27 protein-coding genes are annotated in these 24,404 nt (G+C 71.8%); 8 read left to right on the forward strand and 19 right to left on the reverse strand.

The genetic code is table 11. The features are described 5' to 3' along the window. Positions 1 to 157: 157 nt before the first annotated feature. The 7 genes from rnc to ACYVC6_RS22385 form a co-directional block, all read right to left on the reverse strand. Positions 158 to 982 carry a ribonuclease III gene (gene rnc / locus ACYVC6_RS22355; protein WP_460716770.1) on the reverse strand — a complete coding sequence of 275 codons (825 nt, stop codon included), beginning with the start codon at positions 980 to 982 and terminating at the stop codon, positions 158 to 160. Next, positions 933 to 1,118 carry a 50S ribosomal protein L32 gene (rpmF, locus tag ACYVC6_RS22360; protein ID WP_372734335.1) on the reverse strand — a complete coding sequence of 62 codons (186 nt, stop codon included), beginning with the start codon at positions 1,116 to 1,118 and terminating at the stop codon, positions 933 to 935. Before rpmF ends, rnc begins: the two co-directional genes overlap by 50 nt. Before the next feature lie 26 nt (positions 1,119 to 1,144). Then, positions 1,145 to 1,666, reverse strand: coding sequence for a YceD family protein (locus ACYVC6_RS22365; protein ID WP_460716771.1), 522 nt, complete (start codon positions 1,664 to 1,666; stop codon positions 1,145 to 1,147). Between the two features lie 77 nt (positions 1,667 to 1,743). Further along, positions 1,744 to 2,241: a pantetheine-phosphate adenylyltransferase gene (gene coaD / locus ACYVC6_RS22370; protein WP_460716772.1), complete on the reverse strand. Its 498-nt coding sequence runs from the start codon at positions 2,239 to 2,241 to the stop codon at positions 1,744 to 1,746. Beyond that, positions 2,241 to 2,849 (reverse strand): 16S rRNA (guanine(966)-N(2))-methyltransferase RsmD, encoded by a 609-nt coding sequence (gene rsmD / locus ACYVC6_RS22375; RefSeq protein ID WP_460716773.1) that lies wholly within the window; start codon positions 2,847 to 2,849, stop codon positions 2,241 to 2,243. The genes coaD and rsmD overlap by 1 nt, the downstream gene beginning before the upstream one ends. Before the next feature lie 4 nt (positions 2,850 to 2,853). Then, on the reverse strand, positions 2,854 to 5,130 hold the full coding sequence (locus ACYVC6_RS22380) for an ATP-dependent DNA helicase RecG (protein ID WP_460716774.1): 2,277 nt from the start codon (positions 5,128 to 5,130) through the stop codon (positions 2,854 to 2,856). Between the two features lie 18 nt (positions 5,131 to 5,148). Then, positions 5,149 to 6,789: a DAK2 domain-containing protein gene (locus ACYVC6_RS22385; protein ID WP_460716775.1), complete on the reverse strand. Its 1,641-nt coding sequence runs from the start codon at positions 6,787 to 6,789 to the stop codon at positions 5,149 to 5,151. Between the two features lie 121 nt (positions 6,790 to 6,910). Between ACYVC6_RS22385 and rpmB the strand changes: the two genes are divergently transcribed. After that, a complete protein-coding gene (gene rpmB / locus ACYVC6_RS22390; protein ID WP_121252236.1) occupies positions 6,911 to 7,096 on the forward strand; it encodes a 50S ribosomal protein L28 in 186 nt (61 codons plus the stop codon). Positions 7,097 to 7,185: 89 nt separating this feature from the next. On the opposite strand, the gene ACYVC6_RS22395 is transcribed toward rpmB, so the two are convergent. Next, the gene (locus ACYVC6_RS22395; protein ID WP_460716776.1) at positions 7,186 to 8,136 is read right to left on the reverse strand and encodes a thiamine-phosphate kinase; all 951 of its coding nucleotides are present in this window, start codon (positions 8,134 to 8,136) and stop codon (positions 7,186 to 7,188) included. A 111-nt stretch (positions 8,137 to 8,247) separates the two neighbouring features. Between ACYVC6_RS22395 and ACYVC6_RS22400 the strand changes: the two genes are divergently transcribed. Continuing rightward, the gene (locus tag ACYVC6_RS22400; protein WP_036563840.1) at positions 8,248 to 8,484 is read left to right on the forward strand and encodes an Lrp/AsnC family transcriptional regulator; all 237 of its coding nucleotides are present in this window, start codon (positions 8,248 to 8,250) and stop codon (positions 8,482 to 8,484) included. A 77-nt stretch (positions 8,485 to 8,561) separates the two neighbouring features. Continuing rightward, positions 8,562 to 9,455, forward strand: coding sequence for a D-alanine--D-alanine ligase family protein (locus ACYVC6_RS22405; RefSeq protein ID WP_460716777.1), 894 nt, complete (start codon positions 8,562 to 8,564; stop codon positions 9,453 to 9,455). 27 nt (positions 9,456 to 9,482) lie between these two features. Here the strand turns inward: ACYVC6_RS22405 and ACYVC6_RS22410 are convergent, their stop codons facing one another. The 4 genes from ACYVC6_RS22410 to ACYVC6_RS22425 form a co-directional block, all read right to left on the reverse strand. Next, entirely contained in the window at positions 9,483 to 10,094 is a 612-nt protein-coding gene (locus tag ACYVC6_RS22410; RefSeq protein WP_460716778.1) for a hypothetical protein, read from the reverse strand. Continuing rightward, positions 10,091 to 11,443, reverse strand: a complete 1,353-nt coding sequence (locus tag ACYVC6_RS22415) for a hemolysin family protein (RefSeq protein WP_460716779.1) — start codon at positions 11,441 to 11,443, stop codon at positions 10,091 to 10,093. The genes ACYVC6_RS22410 and ACYVC6_RS22415 overlap by 4 nt, the downstream gene beginning before the upstream one ends. A gap of 91 nt (positions 11,444 to 11,534) precedes the next feature. Then, the gene (locus tag ACYVC6_RS22420; protein ID WP_460716780.1) at positions 11,535 to 12,650 is read right to left on the reverse strand and encodes a D-alanine--D-alanine ligase family protein; all 1,116 of its coding nucleotides are present in this window, start codon (positions 12,648 to 12,650) and stop codon (positions 11,535 to 11,537) included. Between the two features lie 11 nt (positions 12,651 to 12,661). Beyond that, positions 12,662 to 14,035, reverse strand: coding sequence for a UDP-N-acetylmuramoyl-tripeptide--D-alanyl-D-alanine ligase (locus ACYVC6_RS22425; RefSeq protein ID WP_460716781.1), 1,374 nt, complete (start codon positions 14,033 to 14,035; stop codon positions 12,662 to 12,664). 23 nt (positions 14,036 to 14,058) lie between these two features. Between ACYVC6_RS22425 and ACYVC6_RS22430 the strand changes: the two genes are divergently transcribed. Beyond that, complete coding sequence (locus ACYVC6_RS22430; protein ID WP_460716782.1) at positions 14,059 to 15,120, forward strand: trans-sulfuration enzyme family protein; 1,062 nt, start codon at positions 14,059 to 14,061, stop codon at positions 15,118 to 15,120. Positions 15,121 to 15,127: 7 nt separating this feature from the next. On the opposite strand, the gene ACYVC6_RS22435 is transcribed toward ACYVC6_RS22430, so the two are convergent. Together ACYVC6_RS22435 and ACYVC6_RS22440 are read right to left on the reverse strand one after the other, a co-directional pair. After that, positions 15,128 to 16,129, reverse strand: a complete 1,002-nt coding sequence (locus tag ACYVC6_RS22435; protein WP_460716836.1) for an NAD(P)H-dependent glycerol-3-phosphate dehydrogenase — start codon at positions 16,127 to 16,129, stop codon at positions 15,128 to 15,130. 8 nt (positions 16,130 to 16,137) lie between these two features. Beyond that, positions 16,138 to 16,926: a lysophospholipid acyltransferase family protein gene (locus tag ACYVC6_RS22440; RefSeq protein WP_460716783.1), complete on the reverse strand. Its 789-nt coding sequence runs from the start codon at positions 16,924 to 16,926 to the stop codon at positions 16,138 to 16,140. A 37-nt stretch (positions 16,927 to 16,963) separates the two neighbouring features. Between ACYVC6_RS22440 and cofC the strand changes: the two genes are divergently transcribed. Next, positions 16,964 to 17,602: a 2-phospho-L-lactate guanylyltransferase gene (gene cofC, locus ACYVC6_RS22445; RefSeq protein WP_460716784.1), complete on the forward strand. Its 639-nt coding sequence runs from the start codon at positions 16,964 to 16,966 to the stop codon at positions 17,600 to 17,602. 9 nt (positions 17,603 to 17,611) lie between these two features. Here cofC and ACYVC6_RS22450 read toward each other — a convergent pair whose 3' ends face one another. After that, positions 17,612 to 18,211 carry an HU family DNA-binding protein gene (locus ACYVC6_RS22450; RefSeq protein ID WP_460716785.1) on the reverse strand — a complete coding sequence of 200 codons (600 nt, stop codon included), beginning with the start codon at positions 18,209 to 18,211 and terminating at the stop codon, positions 17,612 to 17,614. A 167-nt stretch (positions 18,212 to 18,378) separates the two neighbouring features. On the opposite strand from ACYVC6_RS22450, the gene ACYVC6_RS22455 reads away from it, so the two are divergent. Further along, on the forward strand, positions 18,379 to 19,125 hold the full coding sequence (locus ACYVC6_RS22455) for a GNAT family N-acetyltransferase (protein ID WP_460716786.1): 747 nt from the start codon (positions 18,379 to 18,381) through the stop codon (positions 19,123 to 19,125). Here ACYVC6_RS22455 and leuD read toward each other — a convergent pair. Both leuD and leuC read right to left on the reverse strand, forming a co-directional pair. Beyond that, a complete protein-coding gene (gene leuD, locus ACYVC6_RS22460; protein WP_460716787.1) occupies positions 19,103 to 19,714 on the reverse strand; it encodes a 3-isopropylmalate dehydratase small subunit in 612 nt (203 codons plus the stop codon). The two genes, ACYVC6_RS22455 and leuD, sit on opposite strands and share 23 nt — an antisense overlap. A gap of 2 nt (positions 19,715 to 19,716) precedes the next feature. Continuing rightward, positions 19,717 to 21,123 carry a 3-isopropylmalate dehydratase large subunit gene (leuC, locus tag ACYVC6_RS22465; protein WP_460716788.1) on the reverse strand — a complete coding sequence of 469 codons (1,407 nt, stop codon included), beginning with the start codon at positions 21,121 to 21,123 and terminating at the stop codon, positions 19,717 to 19,719. Positions 21,124 to 21,175: 52 nt separating this feature from the next. Here leuC and ACYVC6_RS22470 point away from each other — a divergent pair, with 52 nt between their 5' ends. Next, positions 21,176 to 21,895, forward strand: a complete 720-nt coding sequence (locus tag ACYVC6_RS22470; RefSeq protein ID WP_460716789.1) for an IclR family transcriptional regulator — start codon at positions 21,176 to 21,178, stop codon at positions 21,893 to 21,895. Between the two features lie 59 nt (positions 21,896 to 21,954). Further along, the gene (locus tag ACYVC6_RS22475) at positions 21,955 to 22,377 is read left to right on the forward strand and encodes a hypothetical protein (RefSeq protein ID WP_460716790.1); all 423 of its coding nucleotides are present in this window, start codon (positions 21,955 to 21,957) and stop codon (positions 22,375 to 22,377) included. A 6-nt stretch (positions 22,378 to 22,383) separates the two neighbouring features. Here ACYVC6_RS22475 and ACYVC6_RS22480 read toward each other — a convergent pair whose 3' ends face one another. Both ACYVC6_RS22480 and ACYVC6_RS22485 read right to left on the reverse strand, forming a co-directional pair. Next, entirely contained in the window at positions 22,384 to 22,863 is a 480-nt protein-coding gene (locus ACYVC6_RS22480) for a methylated-DNA--[protein]-cysteine S-methyltransferase (RefSeq protein WP_460716791.1), read from the reverse strand. A gap of 1 nt (position 22,864) precedes the next feature. Then, on the reverse strand, positions 22,865 to 24,352 hold the full coding sequence (locus ACYVC6_RS22485) for an AlkA N-terminal domain-containing protein (protein WP_460716792.1): 1,488 nt from the start codon (positions 24,350 to 24,352) through the stop codon (positions 22,865 to 22,867). Positions 24,353 to 24,404 lie beyond the last annotated feature (52 nt).

Below are 24,404 nucleotides of genomic sequence, written 5' to 3' on the forward strand. Positions count from 1 at the left end.
TCGCCGACGGAGGTGCGTCGGGGGTGGCCCGTGCTCCGGGTGCGTGCATCGCAAGGCGCCGGAGCGAAGCCGTACTTGGCCGTCCAGCGAGCGACGGCAACGCCGCGAGGTGCGTGCCCGGAGTGCGTGACACACGGCGAACCTCCGTTGGTGACCACTAGTGGGTGTCGAGCGAGTCGTGGGCCGCGCCCTCGGCCGCATCCACGATGGCGTCCTGGGCCGGGTCGTCCCCGAACGAGAGCGCGATCTCGCCGTAGGCCGTCTCGGCGGCCGCCTGCTCGGCCTCCTTCTTGGAGTGGCCGATGCCGTTGCCGTAGACCTGGTTGCCGACCCGGACCCGGGCGGTGAAGGTCTTGGCGTGGTCGGGGCCCTCCTCGTCGATGACGTACTCCGGCACCCCGAGGCTGTGCTCGGCGGCCAGCTCCTGCAGCGAGGTCTTCCAGTCGAGTGCCGCACCCAGCGCCGACGCCGCCTCGATCAGCGGGTCGAAGAGCCGGTGGACGAGCACCGAGGACATCTCGATGCCTCCGGAGAGGTGCACCGCGCCGATGAGCGCCTCGACGGTGTCAGACAGGATCGAGGCCTTGTCTCGCCCGCCGGTGCTCTCCTCGCCGCGGCCGAGCTTGATGTGCTTGCCGAGCCCGATGCCACGTCCGACCTCGGCCAGCGCCCGGGCGTTGACCACGGCAGCGCGCAGCTTGGCCAGCCGCCCCTCCGACAGGTCGGGGTGCTCGACGTAGAGCGTCTCGGTGACGACGACACCGAGGACCGAGTCACCGAGGAACTCGAGCCGCTCGTTGGTGGGCAACCCGCCGTTCTCGTAGGCGAACGACCGGTGCGTCAGGGCGCGGTCGAGGAGCCCGGGGTCCAGAACCGGATCCCCGAGCGCGGTACGCAGCTCGGCGTAGTTGGTCAGGGCTGGCTCGGGGAGCTCAGAGAACCTGACGACGGTCGGCGCGAGCGCCGTACTGGCCACACGCACCGCACGCGCGGTGCGGGAGGTGCTTGGCTCCGCATGCGGGGTTCGCACAGGTGACCAGCGTCGGGGCGACGGCCTTCCAGGCCGAGCGACGGTGACGCGTGTTGCTGCGCGACATCTTCCGCTTCGGGACTGCCACTGTCTTCTCCTACGGGTTGGTCTTGCTCAGTCGTCGTTGGTCTGCAGCTCGGTCAGCGCTGCCCATCGGGGGTCTACCGCCGCCTCGTGTGCGTGGCCGGGGTCGTCGGCCAGTCGCGCCCCACACTCGGGGCACAGGCCGGGACAGTCGTCCATGCACAGCGGCTGGAACGGCAGTGCAAGCACCACCGCGTCCCGCAGCAGGGGCTCGAGGTGGACCAGGTCTCCCTCGAGCGTGCTGACCTCGTCGTCCCCGGTGTCTTCACCAAGGTGTGCGTGGTCCTCGTAGACGAACAGCTCCTGGAAACTCACCTCGGTGTCCTCGGTGAGAGGTTCCAGGCACCTCGCGCACTCGCCCGTGAGCGTGGTGCGCGCCGTCCCGGTGACCAGCACGCCCTCCATGACCGCCTCGAGACGCAGGTCGAGCTCGACCGGCGCACCCTCAGCGACACCGAGGACTTCGATGCCCAGATCCGGCGGAGCCGGGACCGTCTGTGTCATCTCGCGCATGGACCCCGGGCGGCGGCCGAGCTCGCGAGTGTCGAGCACGAGCGGCGCTCTCGGGTCCAAGTTTGAGATGTTCACTTCCGGGTCCGGTCAGTCAGATCCGTCGATCATCGTAACTGTCAGTCGCTGGACTGGGCCAATCGCGTCGTGAGCGGACCCAGCACGAAGTCGGGCACGAGACCGGACACGTCGCCCCCGAACGCCGCCACTTCCTTGACCAAGCTGGAGGAGACGAACCCGAGCTCGGGGTCCGCGGTCACGAACAGCGTCTCCACCCCGGTCAGGTGTGCGTTCATCTGAGCCATCTGGACCTCGTAGTCGAAGTCGGTGCCGGAGCGCAGCCCCTTGATGATCGCCTCGGCCCCGACCTCACGGCAGTAGGCCGTGATCAGGCCGGTGAACCCGGCGACCCGGACGTTGGCCCCCTCGTCACCGAGGCCGGCCACGCCCTGCTCGAGCATCGCGATCCGCTCCTCGGGACCGAACAGGCGGTTCTTGGACGGGTTGACCCCGACCGCGACCACGACCTCGTCGAACAGAGCGGCCGCGCGCCGGACGATGTCGAGGTGACCGCTCGTGACCGGGTCGAAGGACCCGGGACAGACAGCGCGGCGCATCAGGCCTCCTGGTCGCTGGTGTCACTGCTGAGCTCGCCGGGCCGCTCCCCGGCCGCGTGACCGTACCAAAGCGTCGTCTCGCCGTACTTGCGTCCGCGGGTCCGGGTGAAGCCGGCCGGCCAGGCCGGCTCGGGGCTCCGCGTCGACCGCTCGACGACGACCAGCGCTCCTGGCACGAGCCAGTCCTGGCCGGCCAGCAGCGCGAGCTCTTCGCTCACGACGGCGTCGTCGAAGTGGTAGGGCGGGTCCATGAAGACGACGTCGTAGGGCGCCGACGGCGGCCGGGCGAGGACCGTCGTGACCGAGTTGGTGAGGACGTGGACCCGCGAGAACCCCAGCAACTTGGCGTTCTCGTAGATCAGCCGGGCGGTGCGGCGGTCGGACTCGACCAGGCTCACGACGCCGGCGCCACGGGACCACGCCTCGAGACCGACCGCCCCGGAGCCGGCGTAGAGATCGAGGAAACGGAGGCCCTGCAGGGAGCCGCACCACGCCTCGACCGCGCTGAACAGCGCCTCGCGGACCCGGTCCGTGGTCGGTCGCGTGTGGTGGCCGGCCGGTGTGTGGATCCGCCGGCCGCCCGCGTTGCCCCCGATGATGCGAGTCATCGGGTCAGGACTTCTCCATGAATCCGCTCTCCTGGGACGCCTCCATTACGAGGACACTCTCCGCCAGGAGCGGGTGGGACGCCAGAGCCTCGTCGTCGTCGAGGAGTCCCTCAGCCGCCTGGCGGGCGGCCACGATGGTGTCCTCGTCGCGCAGCACCTTGAGATTCTGGAGGCTCGAGCGGAAGCCGGACTGCGACCGGCCGAGCACGTCACCCTCGCGACGCTGCTCCAGGTCGACGCGGCTGAGCTCGAAGCCGTCGGTGGTGGCCGCCACCGCGTCGAGGCGCACTCGAGCGTCGCTGGCGGGCGCCGCGTGCGAGACCAGCAGGCAGAGACCGGGCAGGCCACCTCGCCCGACCCGGCCGCGCAGCTGGTGCAGCTGGGAGATGCCGAACCGGTCGGCGTCGAGGAGCACCATCGTCGTCGCGTTGGCGACGTCGACGCCCACCTCGATGACGGTCGTCGAGACCAGGACGTCGATCTCGCCGGCGGCGAAGGCCCGCATGGTGCGGTCCTTGTCGTCGGGTGTCATCCGCCCGTGGAGGGGCGCCACCCGCAGCCCGGTGAGGTGGTAGGTCGTCAGGTCGGCCAGGGTCGCCTCGACCGAGGCCAGCGGCGGTCCGGGCGCCGTGGCGCGGGTCGCGGGCAACCCGTCATCCTCCGGGTCGTCGTCGTAGTCGGGGTCGATCTGGCCGGGCTCGAGCTCGTCGCCGCTGATCCGCGGGCAGACGACGTAGGCCTGGTGACCCTTGTCGACCTCCTCGCGCACCCGCTGCCAGACCCGGTCGAGCCAGGTCGGCTGCTCGGCCAGCGGCACCACGTTGGTCTGGATCGCTGCCCGCCCGGCGGGCAGCTCGGTGAGGGTGGACACCTCGAGGTCGCCGAAGACCGTCATGGCGACGGTCCGTGGGATGGGGGTCGCGGTCATCACCAGCAGGTGCGGCGGAGTGCCTCGGGACTTGTCGGTCAGCGCGGCCCGCTGCTCGACGCCGAACCGGTGTTGCTCGTCGACCACGACCAGGCCGAGGTCTGCGAACTGGACGTGTTCCTCGAGCAGGGCATGGGTCCCGATGACGATCCCGGCCTCCCCGCTCGCCAGCCGCAGCAGCGGCGCGCTCCGCTGGGCCTTGGTCATCGACCCGGTGAGGAGCTCGACCGACGTCGCCTCGTCGGCGCCGCCGAGCATGCCCCCGCCGGCGAGGTCGCCGAGCAGCTCGGTGATGGAGCGGTGGTGCTGCTGGGCGAGCACCTCGGTGGGGGCGAGCAGGGCGGCCTGGCCGCCCGAGTCGACGACGCGAAGCATCGCGCGTAGGGCTACCAGGGTCTTGCCGGAGCCGACCTCCCCCTGGAGCAGCCGGTTCATCGGGTAGGGGTTGGCCAGGTCGTGCTCGATCTGCGCGCCGATCTCGGCCTGCCCCGCGGTGAGCTCGAACGGGAGCCGGGCGTCGAAGGCGGCGAGCAGCGCACCGTCGCCGCCGTCCCTCGGCCGGGCCCCCATCCGGCGTACGGCGCGCCGGCGCCGCCCCAGCACCAGCTGGGTGACCAGGGCCTCCTCGAACCGGAACCGGTGCTGGGCCTCCCAGATCTCGCGGCGGCTCTCCGGGGCGTGGATCTGGTCGATCGCCGTGCGCGCTCCGAGCACCTTGAACTCGGCGCGGACCCGCTCGGGCAGCAGCTCGGGCACGTCGTCGACCATCGTCCGCGCGAAGCTGATGGCCTTCTGCAGGTCCCAGGACTCGACGTCCTTGGTGAGCGGGTAGATCGGGTAGAGCGGGCCGATCGCCTCGAGGGAGAGCGCCGCCAGGTCCTCGCCGGCGTCGCCGTCGTCGCCGAACAGCACCATCTGGGGGTTGGTGAGCTGCCAGTCGCCCCGGAACTTGCCCACCTTGCCCATGAACACGCCTCTGCGGCCGCGCTTGAACCGCAGCTCGTTCCACGCCGCCACCCGTGACTGCTGGGCGAAGAACGTCATCTGGAGCGACGGTCCCTCGGTGCGGAGAACGACCTCCTGGCGGAAGGCCAGGCGGCCCGTGCGGCGGTCGTTGTACTTCCTGCTCTGGGAGCTCGAGATCTCACCCACCACGGTGAGCAGCTGGCCCTCGCGGAGGTCCTCCAACGCCGACAGCGACCCCGTCTCGAGGTAGCGCCGCGGGAAGTGGTGCAGCAGGTCGCCGACGGTCTTGAGACCGAGGCGCTCGGTGATGCCGACGTTGCGTCGCTGCGCCTTCGCGCCCTTGGCGACGCCGAGCACCGACTCGACGGGCGAGTCGAGGTCGATCACAAGGGCTCCCCCTTTGCGCTACTCGACGGCGACGAGGAGCGGGTAGCGCTCCTGGCCACCGTCGTACACGACGACGTCGACAGTGGGGTGCTGCTCCTCCAGCCAGTCGCTGCAGGCCTGGGTCAGCGCGCCGCCCTCGTCGCCGGCCCCGGACACGAGGGTCACCATCTCCCCACCGCCGCCGAGCAGCCGGTCGATGACCTCGCGGGCCACCTCGGTGAGGTCGTCGCCGACGACCACGAAGTCACCGCCGATCGCGCCCAGCACGTCACCGGGCTCGCAGGGGCCGGCCATCGTGATCGCCTGCTTGGCGGCGATCGTGACCGCTCCCTGCCGGGCGTGGCGGGCGGTCGCGGTCATCTCGAGGACGTCCTGGTCGAAAGTGCGGCCGGGCTCGTGGACCGCCAGTGCGGCAAGCCCCTCGACCTGCGCGGTCGTCGGGATGACCGCGACCCTCATCTCGAGGTCGGCCTCGGCGGTGCTCGCCGCGATCTGGGCGACCCGGACCGAGTCCGGGTCGTTGGGGAGCACCAGGACCTCATGCGCCCCGGTGTGCTCGATGGCGTCCAGGATCATCCCGGTGGACGGCCGGTGGCCGGGTCCACCACGGACCACCACAGCGCCGGCCTCCTCGAAGAGCTTCGCCAAGCCGGGCCCCGCGGCGACCGCCACGATGGCCCGCCCGGCCCGCACCGCGGCGTCGTGGGCGGCCACCTGGTCGGCGAAGTGGGTGACCCGGATCCGGTAGGGGCGGCCAGCGGCGATCCCGGCCTCGATGGCGGCACCGACGTCGTCGACGTGGACGTGGACGTTCCAGAGCCCCTCACCGCCCACCACGACCAGCGAGTCGCCGAGCCCACCCAGCGTGGAGCGCAGCTCGCCGATCACGTCCTGCTCGGCGTCGAGCAGGTACATCACCTCGTAGGCCGGACCGCCCTCGACGAAGTCCCCGCCGGGCCGGAGCAGGGGCTGGGGGATGCGGTGCGGGCCCTCCACCTTGGGCGGGATCCTGCCCGTCAGCGCGGTCTCAGCGGCGTCGAGGATGACCACCACACCCCGGCCGCCCGCATCGACCACCCCTGCGTCGCGCAGGACCTGGAGCTGCTCGGGAGTGCGTGCGAGCGCCTCGCGGGCCGCGGCCGCCGAGACGGCGAGCACGTCGCGGGACCGCACCTCCGGGTCGCCCCGCAGGAGCTCCTCGGCCGCCTCGGCCGCGGCCCGGCAGACCGTGAGCATGGTCCCCTCGACCGGCGCGCCGACCGCGGCGTAGCTGGCCTCGGTCGCCTTGCGCAGCGCGTCGACCATCACGGCGCCGTTGCGCTCCTGCGGCGTCGCCGCGGCGATCCTGCGGATGATCGCCCGCAGCATCTCGCTGAGGATGACCCCGGAGTTGCCCCGCGCGCCGAGGAGCGCGCCGCGCGTGAAGGCCTCCAGCGTCGTGGCCCGGTCGGCGTCATGGGCTCCCCCGGTCTTCTCGCGCACCGCATCGCGGGCCGCGGCCATCGTCAGGTAGAGGTTGGTGCCCGTGTCGCCGTCCGGGACCGGATAGACGTTGAGCGCGTCGATCTCCTCCCGCGCCCCGGCCAGGGCGTCCACCGCGATGTCGATGAACCGCAGCACGGTGCCCAGCCGGATGCCGTAGCCGGAGTCGGGGTCCACAGCGGGCAACGTTAGGGGCTCGCTTTCGATTTCGGGGGAACCGTGGGTGTCCGATATCCTCGTGCGGTTGCCTGCTCTGCAGGCTCCCTCATCTGTACGCATCGATCTTCAGGAGCTCCCGGTGGCCGCCGTCTGTGACATCTGCGCCAAGAAGCCCGGCTTCGGCAACAACCGGCCGTGGTCGCGCAAGATCACCAAGCGTCGCTTCGACCCCAACATCCAGCGGGTCCGCGCGACGGTCAACGGCACGCCCAAGCGCCTCAACGTCTGCACCGGCTGCATCAAGGCCGGCAAGGTCACTCGCTGACCTGACCTCCGCCGCGAAGGCCGCCGCCCCACGGGGGTGGCGGCCTTTTTGGTGCGCCCGCGGTCGACACACCCGGGTCGACGCGCAGGTCAGAAGTGCCGCCACCCGGTCTCGCCCTCGTAGGCCGCCCCGTCGACCGTGACGCCCTCGCCGGATGAGACCGTCCCGATGACCGACCATCCCTCCGGCAGCGCCGCGCCGGCCGGGAACGTCGCCAGCAGCGCGTGGTCGTCACCGCCACCGAGGACGAACGACACCGGGTCGGCGCCGGTCGCGGCGGCGACGGCGTGCAGCGGCTCGGCGACCTCCAGGGACGCGGTGTGCACGTCGATGGCCACCCCGGAGGCCGTGGCCAGGTGACCGGCGTCGGCCAGCAGCCCGTCGGAGACGTCGATCATCGCCGTGGCCCCCGCCTCGGCCGCCGCGGGCCCGGCGTCGTACGGCGGCATCGGGCGGCGATAGGCGTCGACCAGCACCCGGGGCGAGCGGAAGCCTCGGCCGAGCACGGCCAGCCCTCCAGCGGCCCAGCCCTGGCGACCGGCCAGCGCCAGCCGGTCCCCGGCGGACGCACCCGACCGGAGCACGGGCGGCGAGGTGCAGGCCCCGATGACGGTCACCGCGACCACCACCTGGTCCGCCGCGGCGAGGTCACCTCCCACCACGGAGGCCCCGACGAGCTCGCACTCGGCCGCGAACCCCGCGGCGAAGTCCAACGCCCACTGCAGCGGGAGGTCGGCCGGGGCGGCGAGCCCGACGGTGAGCGAGTGCGCGCGCCCGCCCATCGCGTTGAGGTCCGAGAGGTTCTGCGCGGCGGCCCGGTGGCCGACGTCCTCGGCGGAGGCCCAGTCGCGGCGGAAGTGCCGACCCTCCACCATCAGGTCGGTGGACACCACGACATGCCCGGACCTCACGCGGAGCACCGCGGCGTCGTCCCCTGGGCCGACGAGGACCTGCTCACCCTGCGGGAAGAGAGCCGCGAGCTCGCCGATCAGCCCGAACTCCCCTGCGTCACCCAGTGTTGCGTCGGGGTTCGATGGCATAGCTCCATCCCAGCAGATGCAGGCCGGTGTCGGTCAGGGTAGGTTGACCCGGCACGGCAGTTGATCGGACAGAGTCGCCACACCAGTTGTCGAACAGCTAGGGAGAGATCCATGGTCGTCCAGGCCTACATCCTCATCCAGACCGACGTCGGCAAGGCGGCCGAGGTGGCTACCGCGATCGCCCAGGTCAAGGGCGTGACGATGGCCGAGGACGTCACCGGCCCCTACGACGTGATCGTCCGTGCCGAGGCCCGCAACGTCGACGAGCTGGGCAAGCTGGTCGTCGCCAAGGTCCAGACGCTCGACGGGATCACCCGTACGCTCACCTGCCCCGTGGTGCACATCTGAACGCCGCCCTGTCCCCCCAGGGAGAGCTGCTGGGCCCGGTCGCGGTCATCGCGGGCGGCCTGAGCCACGAGCGCGACGTGTCGCTGGCCAGCGGTCGCAACCTGGTCCGCGAGCTCCGCGCGGTCGGTGTCGAGGCGCACGCCTACGACTTCGACCGCCAGCTGCTCAGCACCCTCGAGCGGGACAAGGTCGTGGCGGCCCTCCCCGCACTCCACGGACAGCTCGGCGAGGACGGCGAGATCCAGACGCTGCTGGAGCTCATCGGCCTGCCCTACGTCGGCACCCACAGCCACGCCTGCCGGGTGGCCTACGACAAGGGCACCGCGCGCGAGCTGCTCCGCCGGGCCGGCATCCCCGTCCCCGACAGCGTGGGGCTCTCCGCCCAGACCTTCCGCGACATCGGCGCCTCCGCGCTGATGGAGCACGTCATGCACCGGCTCGGGGAGCGCGTGGTCGTCAAGCCGACCCGCGGTGGCAGCGCTCTCGGCATCTCTGGCGTCGACGGCCTGGCCGCCCTGCCCTCCGCGCTCGTGGAGACCTACGCCTACTGCGAGGACGCGCTCATCGAGCGCTTCCACGACGGTGTCGACGTGAGCGTCGTGGTGCTCGAGTCCGACGAGGGCCTGAGGTCGCTGATGCCGGTCGCCATCGAGTACGAGAAGGGGCACGAGTTCGACTTCAGCGCCCGTTACACCGCGGAGTTCGTGGGCCTGACCAGGCCAGACCTGCCCGAGGACCAGCTCCACCGGCTCGGAGAGGTCGCCCGCGACGCCCACCGGGTCCTGGGGCTGCGCGACGTCTCCCGCTCCGACTTCATCGTGGGCGGAGACGGTTCGTTCGTGCTGCTCGAGACGGCGATCACCCCGGGCACCACCGAGACCTCGGTCTTCCCGTTCGCCTGCACCGCCAGCGGCACCACGCTCGGCGAGGTCGCCCGCGACCTGCTGGTGCGTGCCGTCCGCGCCGGTTAGGAGCAGCTCCTCAGCCTGGATCCACGCTTAGGACCAGCGTGCCTCGGCCGGGCGCCGCCGGGCGCCGTGCAGGGCCAACGCGGCCACCACTGCCCCGAGCGTGCCGAGGAAGAGGTCCCCCAGGGTGTCCTCGTAGGCGAAACGCTTCTCCGAGGAGCTGCTGATGAATGCGGCGTACTCGGCGAGCTCCCAGGCGATCGCGGCCGTCGCACCGAAGGCCAACCCGCGTTCCAGCAGCCGCAAACGCGACGCGCTGCGCTCCGTCGTCAGCAGCAGGAGCGCGGACACGAGCAGGCTGGTGTTCATGAAGTGCATCCAGTCGTCGAACCAGACGACCGAGTCGTAGAGGTCCATGCGGTTCCCGAGCACATCGGTGAAGCAGGTGATCGTCACGAGCAGGTCGGCGAGCCACGGGAAGGCGACCCGGTCCTTCCAGAACACCCACCACACGATCGGGACAGTGAGCGATGCCAGCGGGTAGCCCACCGCCCGCAGACCCGCGGCCTTGTCCTGCAGGTGACCCGACTCGGGGTGCACGATCGCGAGGAGGAGAAGCAGTAGCAGCCCGGCCTTGCCGCCGATGTCGGCCGCCCGCACCGCGGAGGGCACCGGCGGGCGTACCGCCAGGACCTCACTCATGACCCTCCGTCCGGGGCGCGCACGTTGCGACGCCGGGCTCGGTGTCCCAGGGCCCCGGCGCTGTCGTTCGACCAGTCCCCTGGATCGCGGAGCAGCGCAAGTGCTGTCACGCGTGGCCCCACCATCTCGGTGACCCGGAGGGCGACGTCGTCGAGCGTGACCGTGTCGCCCACCTCCGGGATCCGGCCGAGTTGGGCGATCACGAACCCGGCGACCGTCTCGTAGTCACCGTCGGGGAGCACGACGCCGGTCTGGGTGTCGAAGTCCGCGAGGTTCATCGAACCCGCCACGACGTCATTGGTGACGGGTCCGTCCGCCGGCTCGGCCGCGTCGTACTCGTCACGGATCTCCCCGATGAGCTCTTCCACCAGGTCCTCGAGAGTGACGATGCCGTCGGTGCCGCCGTACTCGTCGACCACGATCGCGAGGTGGACACCGTCCTCCTTCATGGTCGCCACCGAGGGCAGCACCCGGCGCGTCCCGGGCAGCATCAGGACCGGCCGGACGACGTCCGCGACGGTACGGCGGTCGTCGGCCTCGACGCCGAGCAGGTCGCGGACGTGGAGGAAGCCCAGCACGTCGTCGAAGCCCGTCCCGGTGACGGGGTAGCGGGAGTAGGGCAGGTTGCGGACCTGGCCGGCCGCCTCCTCCACCAGGAGGTCGCCCGGGATGAACGTGACATCGCCTCGGGGCCTCATCACCTCCTTGAGCGTCCTCTCGGTCGCCGCGAAGACGGCGGCGAGGATCCGGCGCTCCTGCTCATCCAGCGCCTCGTGGGTGGAGACGAGGTGTCGTAGCTCCTCCTCCGAGAGCTCCTCGCTCGTCGCGTGCGGGTCACCGCCGAAGATCCGGACCAGGGCGTTGGTCGACAGTGACAGCAGCCAGATGACGGGGCGCATCGCGAGCGCGAACCGGTCGAGCGCGGGGGTGACAGCCAGGGCGACGGTGGTCGACCGCTGCAGCGCCATCCGCTTGGGGACGAGCTCGCCGAGGACCAGCGAGAGATAGGCGATCATCAAGGTCAGCAGGACCAGCGCGACGGCCTCGGCGGCGCCCTGCCCGAGTCCCAGCCGCTCGAGGTACGGCGCCACGTCGTCGGCCAGCGTGGCACCGCCGTACGCCGCCGACAGGAAGCCTGCGACCGTGACTCCGATCTGCACGGCCGCGAGGAAGCGGTTGGGATCGCGGGCCACCCTCGCCACGTGGGCTCCCCGGGCACTCCCCCTCTCGAGCGCCGTCAACTGGCTTTCCCGCAGCGAGACCAGAGCGATCTCGGTCCCGGCGAAAACGCCGCCGACCAGCACGAACGCGAGCACCAGGCCGACGTTGACGAGGGTCTGGCTGTCCATCAGATCCGTTCACCCGAGGGGGACGTCGAGGGTGAACGGCCGGGACTTCGAGGTCGGTCCATGGGACGACGCTAGCAACGACGTCGCGACGTCACCTCAACCCGGTGGGCCGCTCCAGTGCGAGCTGGATCAGCTCGTCGATGAGCTCCGGGTAGGGCACCCCGGAGGCCTCCCAGAGCTTGGGGTACATCGAGATCGGCGTGAACCCGGGCATGGTGTTGATCTCGTTGAGGACCACCTGACCGTCCGGGGTCACGAACGTGTCCACGCGGGCGATGCCCTCCGCGCCGATGGCCTCGAAGGCGCGGACCGCGAGGTCGCGCACCCGTTCGCTCACCGCCTCGGGTACGTCGGCGGGGATGTCGAGCCGGGCGGTGTCGTCCTCGATGTACTTGGCCTCGAAGTCGTAGAACTGCCCGGAATCGCCCACCACGATCTCGCCGACCACGGAGGCCCGTGGCGCCCTCTCGCCCCGCCCGCCCAGGACCGCGCACTCGATCTCGCGGCCGTCGACGCCCTCCTCGACCAGCACCTTGGGGTCGTGGGCCTGCGCGTCCTCGACAGCGCGCTCGAGGTCGGCGAGGTCGTCGACCCGGGTGACGCCGAGCGACGACCCGGCCCGGGCCGGCTTGACGAACACCGGCAGCCGCAGGCCCTTGACCCGGGTCAGCACGTCCTCGCGACGCTGCGCCCAGTCGCGTGGCGTGACGACGACGTAGGGCCCCACCGGCAGGTCGTGCGCGGCGAAGACCAGCTTCATGTAGTGCTTGTCCATGCCGACCGCGGAGGCCAGCACGCCGGACCCGACGTAGCGGACGTCCGCGAGCTCGAGAAGACCCTGCACCGTGCCGTCCTCACCGAACGGTCCGTGCAGGACCGGGAAGACGACGTCGACCTGGCTGAGAACCTCCGGCACGGTGCCGGCCTCGAGCACCTGCAGGTGCGGTCCGTCGGAGGAGGTGGAGAGCACGACCTCCGAGCCGGAGGCGGCGGTCACCTCCGGCAGCCGGCCCGAGCGCAGCTCCCACACGGCGGGGTCGTCGGAGGCCACGACCCACTGGCCACCCCGGGTGATGCCGACCGGGATCACGTCGTACTTGTCGCGGTCGATCGCCTTGAGCACCCCGGCCGCGGTGGCAGCGGAGATGGCGTGCTCTCCGGAGCGTCCACCGAACAGCAGTGCCACCCGGACCTTGGCGTCGCTCATGTGTTCCTACGCTACTGAAGCGCCGCGGCGACCTCGTCGAGGCGCGCACCCCGGGAGGCCTTGACGAGAACTGCGTCACCCTCGCCCAGCTCGTCGCGGAGCCAGCGAATCGCCGCGGCGTTGTCGTCGACGAAGTCGCTCGTGCCGCCGGCGGCGGTGGCGCCGTCGTGGATGCCGCGCGCGTCGGGCCCGATCACGAGCAGCCGGTCGACACGCGCTGCGGCGTAGCCGCCCAGGTCGTGGTGCCGGGCGTCGCTGTCGTCGCCGAGCTCGCGCATGACGCCGAGGACGGCGACGGTGCGCCGGACCGACTCGTCGGCGCCGATCGCCTCGAGCGCGTCGATCGCGGCGCGCATGGACTCCGGGTTGGCGTTGTAGGAGTCGTCGATCAGGAGTACGCCGCCCGGGAGCTCGTGGAGCTCCATGCGCCACTTAGAGAGCGAGACGACGCGGGAGAGCGACTCGGCCACCTGCTCCAGGGACAGGCCGACGGCGAGGGCGGCCGCGGCCGCGGCGGCGGCGTTCGTCGCCTGGTGCGCGCCGACGAGCTGCAGCGCCACCCGCGCGCTCGCCCCATCGGCGGCGAGGGTGAACGTGGGGCGGCCCAGGCGGTCCAGCACCACGTCGTCGAGCAGGACGTCCGCGTCGGTCGTCCCGAAGGTGAGCACCCGCTCCGGTGTCAGGGTGGTCATCGCGGCGACCCGCGGGTCGTCGGCGTTGAGCACGGCGACGCCGTCGGTGCGCAGCGCGCTCACCAGCTCGCCCTTGGCCTCGGCGATCGCCTCCCGGGAGCCGAACTCGCCGAGGTGGGCGGTGCCGACGTTGAGCACGACCGAGACGTCGGGTGCGACGAGGTCGGTCAGCTCGGCGAGGTGACCGCGTCCGCGGGCGCCCATCTCGAGCACCAGGAACCGCGTGTCCGGCTCGATGCGTAGCGCCGTGAGCGGCATGCCGAGCTCGTTGTTGTAGGAGCCGGCGGTGGCGACGGTCTTGTCGGCGTCAGCGAGCACGGCGGCCAGCAAGTCCTTGGTCGACGTCTTGCCCTGCGAGCCGGTCACGGCAAGCACCGTGAGCCGGCCGCCGCCTCGGACCTCGCTGACGACGTGCGCGGCGAGCCGCTGGAGGGCCTGCTGCGGGTCGTCGACCACCACGGTCGGCAGCTCGGTCGCCCGGGTGCCGATGGCGGCGACGGCACCGTTGGCCGCGGCCTGCGGTGCGTGGTCGTGGCCGTCGGCGTGCTCACCGACGAACGCGACGAACAAGCTGCCGGGACGCGCCTCGCGGCCGTCGATGACCACCGGTCCGGTCACCACGACCCCGTCGGCGTCGCCCTCGACCCGTCCACCGACGAGCCCGGCGACGACCTCGAGCGACAGCGCGATCACGCGGCCACCCTAGGGTGGTGAGCATGGCCGATCCGCTGCGACCCGCGACCCGTGCCGTGCACGCGGGCCGCCCGCCCCACGAGCCCGACCAGCCGCTGAGCACCCCGATCACCATGGCCTCGACGTACGTCGCCGGCGGCGACCGCGAGTACGGCCGCACCGGCAACCCCACCTGGCAGGCCTTCGAGGCGGCGCTCGGCGACCTGGAGGGCGGCCGGGCACTGGCGTTCTCGTCGGGCCTGGCCGCGGTGTCCACGGTGCTCGGCCTGGTGGCCAACGGCGCGACGGTGGTGGCGCCGCGCGTCGCCTACAACGGCACGCTCCTGCAGCTGGCCGACCTCGAGTCCCGGGGTCGGGTCGTGACCAGGCTCATCGACGCCGAGGACACCGACGGTTTCGTCAAGGCGATGGACGAGGACGTCGCGCTGGTCTGGCTCGAGTCCCCGACGAACCCGTCGCTCGAGCTCAGCGACATCCCCACCATCGCGGCGGCCGCGCACCGCGCCGGGGCCTCCGTGGTGGTCGACAACACGTTCGCCACTCCGCTGCTCCAGCAGCCCCTGACCCTGGGCGCCGACATCGTGGTGCACTCGGCGACGAAGTACCTCAGCGGCCACAGCGACGTGCTGATGGGCGCCGTCGTGGTGGGCGACGGCGGGCTGTGGGACGTGCTGAAGGGCCGGCGCGACCTGCAGGGTGCCATCCCGGGAACCCTCGAGGCGTGGCTGGCCCTGCGTGGCCTGCGGACCCTGCACGTGCGACTCGAGCGGGCCCAGGCGAACGCCGCCGAGCTCGCCCGGCGCCTGGCGGACAACCCAGCGGTCGCCGAGGTGCGCTACCCCGGGTTCGGCGCCATGGTGTCGATCCTGGTCGACGGCGGGCCGGACGCCGCGGACCTGGTGTCCGCCTCGACAAGGCTGTGGGTCCACACGACGTCCCTGGGTGGGGTCGAGTCGACGCTCGAACGACGCCGGCGCTGGGTGTCCGAGCCGAGCGACGTGCCCGACAACCTCGTGCGGCTGTCGGTCGGCATCGAGGACGTCGAGGACCTGTGGGCGGACCTGGCCCAGGCCCTGGGGAACTAGCAGCCTCCTACTCGGTCTCGGACTTCGTCTCCCTCGCCAGGATGTCGTCCATCATCTGGCCGGCGGTCATCCGACCAGCGACGACGTCGTCGACGTACTGCGCCACGGGAGCGTCGACTCCGGACTGCTCGGCGAGGGCCCGCAGCGACGAGCAGGACTTGGCCCCCTCTGCGACCTGCCGGGTCGAGGCGTAGATCTCCTCGGTGGTCATGCCCTGGCCGAGCTTCTCCCCGAAGGAGCGGTTGCGCGACAGGGGCGAGGAGCAGGTGGCGACCAGGTCGCCGAGCCCGGCGAGCCCCATCAGCGTGAGCGGGTTGGCACCGAGGGCCATCGCCAGCCGAGCCGTCTCGGCCAGCCCGCGGGTGATCACCGAGGCGGTCGTGTTGTCACCGAAGCCCAGCCCCACCGCCATGCCCACCGCGAGGCCGACGACGTTCTTGTAGGCGCCGCCCAGCTCGCAGCCGAGCACATCGGTGCTCGTGTAGGGCCGGAACGCCGGTGAGTGGCAGCGGTCCTGCAGCATCTTGGCCACGCTCTCGTCCGCACACGCCACCACCGACGCGGCCGGCTCACGCTGGGCGATCTCCTTGGCCAGGTTGGGACCGCTGATCACGGCGATCCTCTCCGGCCCGGCGCCGGTGATCTCCGCGATGACCTCGCTCATCCGCTTGAGCGTCCCGAGCTCGACCCCCTTCATCAGCGAGACCATGACCGCCTGCGGCGGGATGTACGGGGCCCACTCCTCGAGGTTGCCGCGCAACGTCTGCGACGGAGTCGCGAGGATGACGATGTCGGCGTCGTGGGCTGCCTTCTCGACGTCGTGGGTCGCCGACACCGACGGCGGCAGCTCGATGCCGGGCAAGTAGTCGGTGTTCTCGCGGGCGCTGTTGATGGTCTGTGCCACCTCCTCCCGCCGGGCCCACATGGTGACGTCGTTCCCTCCGTCGGCCAGCACGATCGAGAACGCGGTGCCCCACGACCCAGCGCCGAAGACGGCGACCTTGCCCAACGACGCGTTCACGAGGACTCCTTCTGCTGCTTCGGTTTCTTCTTCTTGTACGGGTTCCCGATCGGCGCGACACCGGCCTTGCGCGGGTCGAAGCGCTCGGCCGGCGGCTGCTCGCCGCGGATCTCGGCGACGAGTGCGGTGATCGCATCCATGATCCGGCCGGTCGCTTCTGACACCACCGCCGGCGTGTGCTCCTGCGCGGTGAGGTCGCTGAGGTCGACAGGATCGCCCACCTTCATGGTCACCTTCTTGCGCGGGAAGAGGTCGGGCCGCTTGGCGTAGGGCGCCAACAGCTCCTGGGCCCCCCACTGCCCGACCGGGATGACCGGGCACCCCGTCGCGAGCGCGATCCGGGCGGCACCGGACTTGCCGGTCATCGGCCACGACCCGGGGTCGCGGGTGATCGTGCCCTCCGGGTAGACCACGACGAGCTCGCCCTCGTGGACCGCTGCCACCGCGGCGTCGTAGGCGCCCAGGGCGTTGCGGCTCATCCGCTCCACGGGGATCTGGCCGGCGGACCTGAAGTAGGCGCCGGACACCTTGTTCTTGAAGAGCGTGGACTTGGCGAGGTAGCGAGGCACCCGCCCGTGGTCCCAGACGAGGTGGGCCGAGAGCAGCGGGTCGACGTGGGAGATGTGGTTGAGCACGAGCAGGCACCCACCGCTCGCGGGGATCTTGTGCCCGTCGATCCAGTTGGGCTTCGTGGTGGCGAGCAGCGCGGGTCTGACGATCGCGACGCCGAGGCCGAACGCCCAGCCCCGGGGTTGCTGGTTGCGTCGCACGCGCCGGACAGCCACGCGCGAACGTTACCGCTGGCTGACAGGATCAGCGGCGATGTACGTCGTCCTGGTGCCCGTGAAGCCGCCCGCCTTCGGCAAGTCCCGGCTGGGCGGCTCCCTGGGCCTCCGCGACCTCGAGCGCCGCGAGCTCGCGGCGGCGATCGCCCTCGACACGGTCGAGGCGTGCCGGGCCGCGACGCTGGTCAGCGAGGTCCTCGCCGTCACCGACGACGCCGGGTTCTCAGCAGAGCTGGCCGCCATCGGCTGCGACACGATCCCCGACGGCACGAGCAACGACCTCAACACCACGCTGCGACTGGCTGCTGCGGAGGCGCGTCGCCGGTGGCCGGACCTGGTGCCGGTCGCGCTGCTGGGTGACCTGCCCGCGCTCCGTCCGGCCGAGCTGGACGAGGCGCTCGGCGGCATCGAGCCCGGCGCGCCGGCGTACGTCGCGGATGCCGACGGGTCCGGCACGACGCTCTACACCGCGGCCTACGACCAGTTCGCCCCGCGCTTCGGCCCCGGGTCGGCGGTGGCCCACGACGCGGTGGCCCGGAAGGTGGAGGGCGCCCTGCCCGGGCTCCGCCGCGATGTCGACGACCTGGCGGACCTGCGGGAGGCGTGGGAGCTCGGCGTCGGCCCCCGGACGCACCGACGGACCGCCTCCCTGGCGGGAGACGGTCCGTCCGAGTGAGCTAGGGCGTCAGGACTTCTTGGCGGCCTTCTTGGCCGGCGCCTTCTTCGCGGGCGCCTTCTTCGCGGGCGCCTTCTTGGCCGGGGCCTTCTTGGCCGGCGCCTTCTTCGCGGGCGCCTTCTTGGCCGGGGCCTTCTTGGCCGGCGCCTTCTTCGCGGGCGCCTTCTTGGCCGGCGCCTTCTTCGCCGGCGCGGCCTTCTTGGCCGGGGCCTTCTTCGCCGGCGCGGCCTTCTTGGCCGGGGCCTTCTTCGCCGGCGTGGCCTTCTTGGCGGCCGCGGTGGCCTTCTTGGCGGCCGGCGCGGCAGCCGCGGCAGCCACCTTCGGCAGCTTCTTGGCGCCGGACACGATGTTCTTGAGGTCCTGGCCGGCGCTGAACTTCGGCACCGCGGTCTTCTTGGCCTTCATGCGCGCACCGGTCTGCGGGTTGCGGACCCAACGGGCCTCACGGATCCGCTTCTCGAAGGACCCGAAGCCGGTGATGGCGACCTTCTCGCCCTTCGCCACCTCACGGGTGATCGTGTCGAGCACGGACTCCAGCGCATGCTGGGCCGCCTTGCGGTTGCCGTCGAAGCGCGCGGCCAGCGCGTCGACGAGTTGTGACTTGTTCACGTCATTGCCTTTCGAAAGGAATGAGTGCGAGCCGACGCCCGCCCCATGCGGAGCACGCTAGGTACACGTGGCCGTCGTCACAATGACCTCGGCACGCCGTGTTGCGGATATTTCGCCCGAAACCCCTGATTTCTGGCGGTTCTGCCCGATTCCGTAGCCTGCGGGCCATGCGCGAGGACACGCGACGCCAGGTCGAGGCGTTCTGGCGCGACCTGTTCGGCGTCACCGAAGACCAGCTGTGGCGCCAGGTTTCGGTGCGTCATCCGCATGGGAGGCTCGGTGACTACGAGGGCTGGTACGTCGCATGGCGCGGGCCCGGTGTGCACGTGTCCGCGCCGGCCTCGGCCGATCCGGACGACGTCGCGGGGCTGCTGTCAGCGAGCCCGTCCGAGCTCCAGGAACCGGCGTTCTGGCAGGCGTTCGCGGCCCGACGGTCGCTGCGAGTCATCGGCCCGGCGACCCATCACTACCTGGACGAGGACCCCGGTGTGCCGTCGGACGTCGAGCAGGTGGACCCGGTCCGGCTCGCTCTGCTCCGCGGCCGCACGACACCAGCGGAGTGGGAGGAGTCCGGGATCCCGGAGGCACTCGACGAGGGCGGCGAGGCCCTGGCGGTCTGGGGCACCGTCGGTGAGACCGACCGGCCGTGGGTGCCTGCGCTGCTGGGAGGCGCGGTGCTGACCGAGACCGCCGGCGCGCGTCGGGACATCGGCCTGCTGGTCGCGCAGGACGCGCGCGGTCGCGGTGTCGGCCTCCGGCTGGGGCAGGCCGCGGCGTCGTACGCGATCTCCTGGCACGGCTGGGCGCGCTGGACGGCCCAGACCGGCAACGAGCCGTCGCTGCGCCTGGCGGCACGGCTGGGGTTCGAGTCCTACGCCACCCAGCTGGCGCTCAGGCTCGAGCCCGCTGGGTGACCGGCTTCCAGCTCGGGCGGGTCGCCTCGTAGGCCGCGATGTCGTCGGCATGCGAGAGCGTGATGCCCACGTCGTCGAGGCCCTCGAGCAGCCGCCAGCGGGTGTAGTCGTCGATGTCGAAGGAGTCCTCGATCGCGTCGTGGCCCTCGCCCGCCCGGACCGTGCGCGACTCGAGATCGACGGTCACCGTGGCCCCGGGGTTGGACTCGAGGTGGTCCCAGAGCCGCTGGACGACCTTCTCGTCCACCTGCGCCGCGAGCAGACCCGCCTTGCCCGAGTTGCCGCGGAAGATGTCACCGAACCGCGGCGCGATGACCACCCGGAACCCGTAGTTCTGCAGCGCCCAGACGGCGTGCTCGCGTGAGGAGCCGGTGCCGAAGTCGATGCCGGCGACGAGCACCGAGCCCGCGGCGTACTCCGCGCGGTTGAGCACGAACGCCGGGTCGTTGCGCCAGGCCGCGAACAGGCCGTCCTCGAAGCCGCTGCGGGTGACCCGCTTGAGGTATTCCGCCGGGATGATCTGGTCGGTGTCGACGTTGCTGCGGCGCAGCGGGACACCGACGCCGGTGTGCGAGGTGAACGCGTCCATGCTCAGACCTCCTGCAGATCGGCGGGCGACGAGAGCGTGCCGCGGATGGCGGTGGCAGCCGCGACCGGCACGGAGACCAGATGGGTGCGACCGCCCTTGCCCTGGCGACCCTCGAAGTTGCGGTTGGACGTCGACGCGCTGCGCTCGCCGGGCTCGAGGGTGTCGGGGTTCATGCCCAGGCACATCGAGCAGCCCGCGCCGCGCCACTCGGCGCCGGCCTCCTTGAAGATCACGTCGAGGCCCTCGGACTCGGCCTGCAGGCGGACCCGCACCGAGCCGGGGACGACGAGCATCCGGGTGTCCTTGTCGACGCGGCGGCCCTCGACGATCGAGGCCGCGAGCCGCAGGTCCTCGATCCGGCCGTTGGTGCACGACCCGACGAAGACGGTGTCGACCTTGATGTCGCGCATGGGGGTGCCGGCCTCAAGCCCCATGTAGGCGAGGGCCTTCTCCGCGGCGACCCGGTCGATGGCCTCCTCGAAGTCCTCCGGGCTGGGGACCTCGCCACCGAGCGGGACGCCCTGGCCGGGGTTGGTGCCCCAGGTGACGAACGGCGTCATCTCAGCCGCGTCGAGCACGATCTCCGCGTCGTACTCGGCATCGTCGTCGGTGACGAGCGACTTCCACTCGGCCACCGCGGCGTCCCACTCGGCCCCCTTGGGTGCCTCGGGCCGGCCCTCGATGTAGTCGAAGGTCGTCTGGTCGGGGGCGATCAGGCCGGCCTTGGCGCCCCACTCGATGCTCATGTTGCAGACCGTCATCCGGCCCTCCATCGAGAGCTCCTCGATGGCCTGGCCGCGGTATTCGACGATGTATCCCTGGCCGCCGCCGGTGCCGGTGTGGGTGATCAGGGTCAGCACGAGGTCCTTGGCGGTGACGCCGGGCGGCAGGCTGCCGTTGATGGTCACGGCCATCGTCTTCGGCTTGGCCTGCATCAGCGTCTGGGTGGCGAGCACGTGCTCGACCTCGGAGGTGCCGATGCCGAACGCGATGGCACCGAACGCGCCGTGGGTGCTGGTGTGGCTGTCGCCGCACACGATGGTCATGCCCGGCTGGGTCAGGCCCAGCTGCGGGCCGACGACGTGGACGATGCCCTGCTCGATGTCACCGAGCGGGTGCAGCCGGATGCCGAACTCCTCGGCGTTGCGGCGCATCGTCTCGATCTGGGTCCGCGACACCGGATCGGCGATCGGCTTGTCCTGGTCGACCGTCGGGACGTTATGGTCCTCGGTCGCCAGGGTGAGGTCGGGTCTGCGGACGGTGCGTCCGGCCAGGCGGAGGCCGTCGAAGGCCTGCGGCGAGGTCACCTCGTGGATGAGGTGGAGGTCGATGTAGAGCAGGTCGGGCTCTCCGGGCACCGAGCGCACGACGTGCGCGTCCCAGACCTTCTCCGCGAGCGTCTTTCCCATGGGTAAGAGCATAGACCTTGCGTCCCATGATCTGAGACGGCAGTATTAGCATATGGACACCAGTGGAGTGGGCGTGCTCGACAAGGCCGCCCTCGTGCTCACCGCGCTCGAGTCCGGACCGGCCACCCTCGCCGGTCTGGTCGCGGGCACCGGACTCGCCCGGCCCACGGCGCACCGTCTCGCGGTCGCGCTGGAGCACCACCGCCTGGTGGCCCGGGACATGCAGGGCAGGTTCGTGCTCGGGCCCCGGCTCGCCGAGCTGTCCGCAGCCGCCGGCGAGGACCGGCTGCTGGCCGCCGCCGGCCCAGTGCTGGCGCGGCTGCGTGACATCACCGGCGAGTCCGCCCAGCTCTGGCGCCGCCAGGGCGACCACCGCGTCTGTGTCGCGGCCGCCGAGCGCCCCTCCGGCCTCCGCGACACCATCCCGGTCGGCTCCCAGCTGACCATGCGGGCCGGCTCCGCCGCCCAGGTCCTGCTGGCCTGGGAGGACCCGGAGCGGATGCACCGCGGCCTGCAGAACGCCGCGTTCTCGGCCGCCGCCCTCTCCGGCATCCGGCGACGGGGCTGGGCCCAGTCCGTCGGCGAGCGCGAGCAGGGCGTCGCCTCGGTGTCCGCTCCTGTCCGCTCCCCCGGGGGCAAGATCATCGCCGCCGTCTCGGTGAGCGGCCCCCTCGAGCGACTGTCGCGCCAGCCCGGCCGGATGCACGCACCCGCAGTTCTCGCCGCCGCCGAGCGGCTCTCCGAGTCGCTGCGCCGCGCCGCGGCGGAGTAGCCGAGCACCTGAGCACCCGACCTCACGCGGTCCGGGTCGAGGTGGAGGACCCTCGGACCATGCCCGTCTTCCAGCACGTCGTCCGCGTCGCCCTCCAGGTCCTCCTCCGCACCGCCGTCCTCGCGCTGGGTCTCGTCGCCTATGACCGCGGCTACGACCAGGTGATCACGCCGACACCGGGCGACGCGGACATCGGCAAGGGCCTGCTCGCGTTCCTGCTCGTCGTCGGTGTCAGCCTGGTGTGGGCCTTCGTCGACGGCCTGCGCAACCAGCCCCTGGTGTGGCTGGTCGTGTGGGCCGTGACCGCGCTCGGGGTCGGCGTCGGGTGGGAGTACGCCGCCGGGCTCGTCGACGACTCACGTGAGAACGCCGAGCTCGGGGTCGACCTGTTCTTCGCGCAGCTCGTGCTCTGGCCGGCGTACGTCAGTGCCGGCTTCGCCTGGCTGATCAGCTATCGGACCAGGGGCCTGGAAGCGGCTTAGCCTGGCTCAGAACAAGGCATCCTGCTCGATCTCGAGCAGCTTCTGCTTCCGCTCGATGCCGCCGGCGTAGCCGGTGAGCGTGCCGTCGGCCCCGATCACCCGGTGGCACGGGATCACGATCGGGATCGGGTTGCGGCCGTTGGCCAGGCCGACGGCGCGCGAGGCGGCGTTGGTCATGCCGAGCCGCAACGCGATCTCACCGTAGGACGCGGTCTCGCCATAGCCGATGGTCCGCAGCTCCTTCCACACCCGCTGCTGGAAGTCGCTGCCGACCGGCGCGAGTGGCAGGTCGAAGTCGGTCAGGTCACCGGCGAAGTAGGCCGACAGCTGGCGCGCGGCCTCGACGAGCACCGGATGTGAGTCGTCGCGCTCGCCACGCGGCCGGCCGTCGCCGTCGCGGAACGGCGAGAACTCGATCTGGGTCACCTCGCCGTCGCGCTCCACCAGTCGAAGGTCGCCGATCGGTGAGTCGATCACGGTCCACATGTCAGTTCTCCTTGCTTGCTGCGGCCGGTGTGGCGGCAGGCATGAGGGTGTTCCAGAGGTGCATCAGGGCGTAGGAGCGCCAGGGCCGCCACCGGTCGCTGTCGGCGATCGTCGCGGCAGGATCGAAGCCCAGCCCGACGAGCGCGTTGCGCACACCGACGTCGGTAGGCAGGAAGACATCGGGGTGGGCGAGGGCCCGCATGGCGACGTAGTCGGCGGTCCACGGCCCGATGCCGGGCAGGTCGACCATGGCGCGTCGCACGTCGTCGCGATCCGGACCGCGGTCGAGGGCGAGCTCACCCGCGGCGAGGGCCGAGGCCATGCCGACCAGCGCCCGGCCTCGGGCCCTCGGCATCGGCAGCACCGCCGGGTCGAGGGCGGCGAGGGTGGCGGCATCGGGGAACAGGTGGGTGAGGCCCGGGATGTCGGTCTCGACCCGGCGGCCGTGCTCGGCGACGATCCGGCCGGCGACCGTGCGGGCGCCGGCAACGCTCACCTGCTGCCCGAGGACCGTGAGCGCGGCGGTCTCGTCGCCGTCGACCTGCCCGGGCACCCGCAGCCCGGGCGTCGCCCGGACGAGCGGGCCGATGACCGGGTCGCCCGCGAACTGGTCGTCGACGGCCAGCGGGTCGCAGTCGGCGTCGACCAGCCGGCGGGCGCGCTCGACGGCCGCCGTGGTGTCGCGCAGGTCGGTGAGCACGAAGCGAGCGGAGACGAACGCCGTCTCGCCCGGGACGGGCGCATCGGACAGCTCGAGGCGCACCGTGCCCGGACCATGGGGCAGGTCGAGCGTCCGGGCGTACCACCCGGGTCCGGCCACCTCCACGCCCGGGACGAGGTGGTGGGCGAGGAAGTCGAGCAGGCGGGTGCCCGCGAAGGGCGTCCGGACGGCGAGCCGCATCGTCACCCCACCCGGGCTCGTCGTCCGGCCGCGGCGGCCGCGCAGCTCGGACGGGCTGGCGGCGTAGACCTCGCGCACGGTGTCGTTGAACTGGCGGACGCTCGCGAACCCCGCGGCGAACGCGACGTCGGCGAAGCCGAGGTCGGTCGTCTCGATGAGCACCCGGGCGGTCTGCGCGCGCCGGGCCCGGGCGAGCGCCAGCGGCCCCGCGCCCAGCTCTCCGGTCAGCAACCGGGTCAGGTGCCGCGGCGTGTAGCCGACCCGGCGGGAGAGGCCCTCGACGCCCTCGCGGTCGACGACCCCGTCGGCGATCAGCCGCATCGCGCGACCGGCCGCCGTCGCGGCGACGTCCCACTCGGGGCTGCCTGGCGTGGCGTCGGGGAGGCAGCGCTTGCAGGCCCGGTAGCCGGCGGCCTGGGCCGCCGCGGCACTGGGGTGGAACGACACGTTGGCGAATGCCGGTGTCCGCGCCGGGCACGAGGGTCGGCAGTAGATCCCGGTGGTGCGGACGGCGACGTAGAAGACGCCGTCGAAGCGTCGGTCGCGCGACTTCACGGCCCGGTAGCACGACTCAGGATCGGTGTTCACGAGACCCATCCTGACCTACGCAACCGACAAACCCTGGCGGAAATCGGACACG

This window comes from Nocardioides dilutus, from assembly GCF_054779555.1.

What these genes read in the sequence shown, in the direction of transcription:
- ACYVC6_RS22475 (WP_460716790.1), top strand. Translation starts at nt 21,955, where the DNA reads ATGCCCGTCTTCCAGCACGTCGTCCGCGTCGCCCTCCAGGTCCTCCTC.
- cofC (WP_460716784.1), top strand. Translation starts at nt 16,964, where the DNA reads ATGTACGTCGTCCTGGTGCCCGTGAAGCCGCCCGCCTTCGGCAAGTCC.
- ACYVC6_RS22420 (WP_460716780.1), bottom strand. Translation starts at nt 12,650, where the DNA reads ATGAGCGACGCCAAGGTCCGGGTGGCACTGCTGTTCGGTGGACGCTCC.
- ACYVC6_RS22480 (WP_460716791.1), bottom strand. Translation starts at nt 22,863, where the DNA reads ATGTGGACCGTGATCGACTCACCGATCGGCGACCTTCGACTGGTGGAG.
- leuC (WP_460716788.1), bottom strand. Translation starts at nt 21,123, where the DNA reads ATGGGAAAGACGCTCGCGGAGAAGGTCTGGGACGCGCACGTCGTGCGC.
- ACYVC6_RS22415 (WP_460716779.1), bottom strand. Translation starts at nt 11,443, where the DNA reads ATGGACAGCCAGACCCTCGTCAACGTCGGCCTGGTGCTCGCGTTCGTG.
- ACYVC6_RS22410 (WP_460716778.1), bottom strand. Translation starts at nt 10,094, where the DNA reads ATGAGTGAGGTCCTGGCGGTACGCCCGCCGGTGCCCTCCGCGGTGCGG.
- ACYVC6_RS22400 (WP_036563840.1), top strand. Translation starts at nt 8,248, where the DNA reads ATGGTCGTCCAGGCCTACATCCTCATCCAGACCGACGTCGGCAAGGCG.
- coaD (WP_460716772.1), bottom strand. Translation starts at nt 2,241, where the DNA reads ATGCGCCGCGCTGTCTGTCCCGGGTCCTTCGACCCGGTCACGAGCGGT.
- rsmD (WP_460716773.1), bottom strand. Translation starts at nt 2,849, where the DNA reads ATGACTCGCATCATCGGGGGCAACGCGGGCGGCCGGCGGATCCACACA.
- ACYVC6_RS22395 (WP_460716776.1), bottom strand. Translation starts at nt 8,136, where the DNA reads ATGCCATCGAACCCCGACGCAACACTGGGTGACGCAGGGGAGTTCGGG.
- ACYVC6_RS22455 (WP_460716786.1), top strand. Translation starts at nt 18,379, where the DNA reads ATGCGCGAGGACACGCGACGCCAGGTCGAGGCGTTCTGGCGCGACCTG.
- leuD (WP_460716787.1), bottom strand. Translation starts at nt 19,714, where the DNA reads ATGGACGCGTTCACCTCGCACACCGGCGTCGGTGTCCCGCTGCGCCGC.
- ACYVC6_RS22430 (WP_460716782.1), top strand. Translation starts at nt 14,059, where the DNA reads ATGGCCGATCCGCTGCGACCCGCGACCCGTGCCGTGCACGCGGGCCGC.
- ACYVC6_RS22470 (WP_460716789.1), top strand. Translation starts at nt 21,176, where the DNA reads ATGGACACCAGTGGAGTGGGCGTGCTCGACAAGGCCGCCCTCGTGCTC.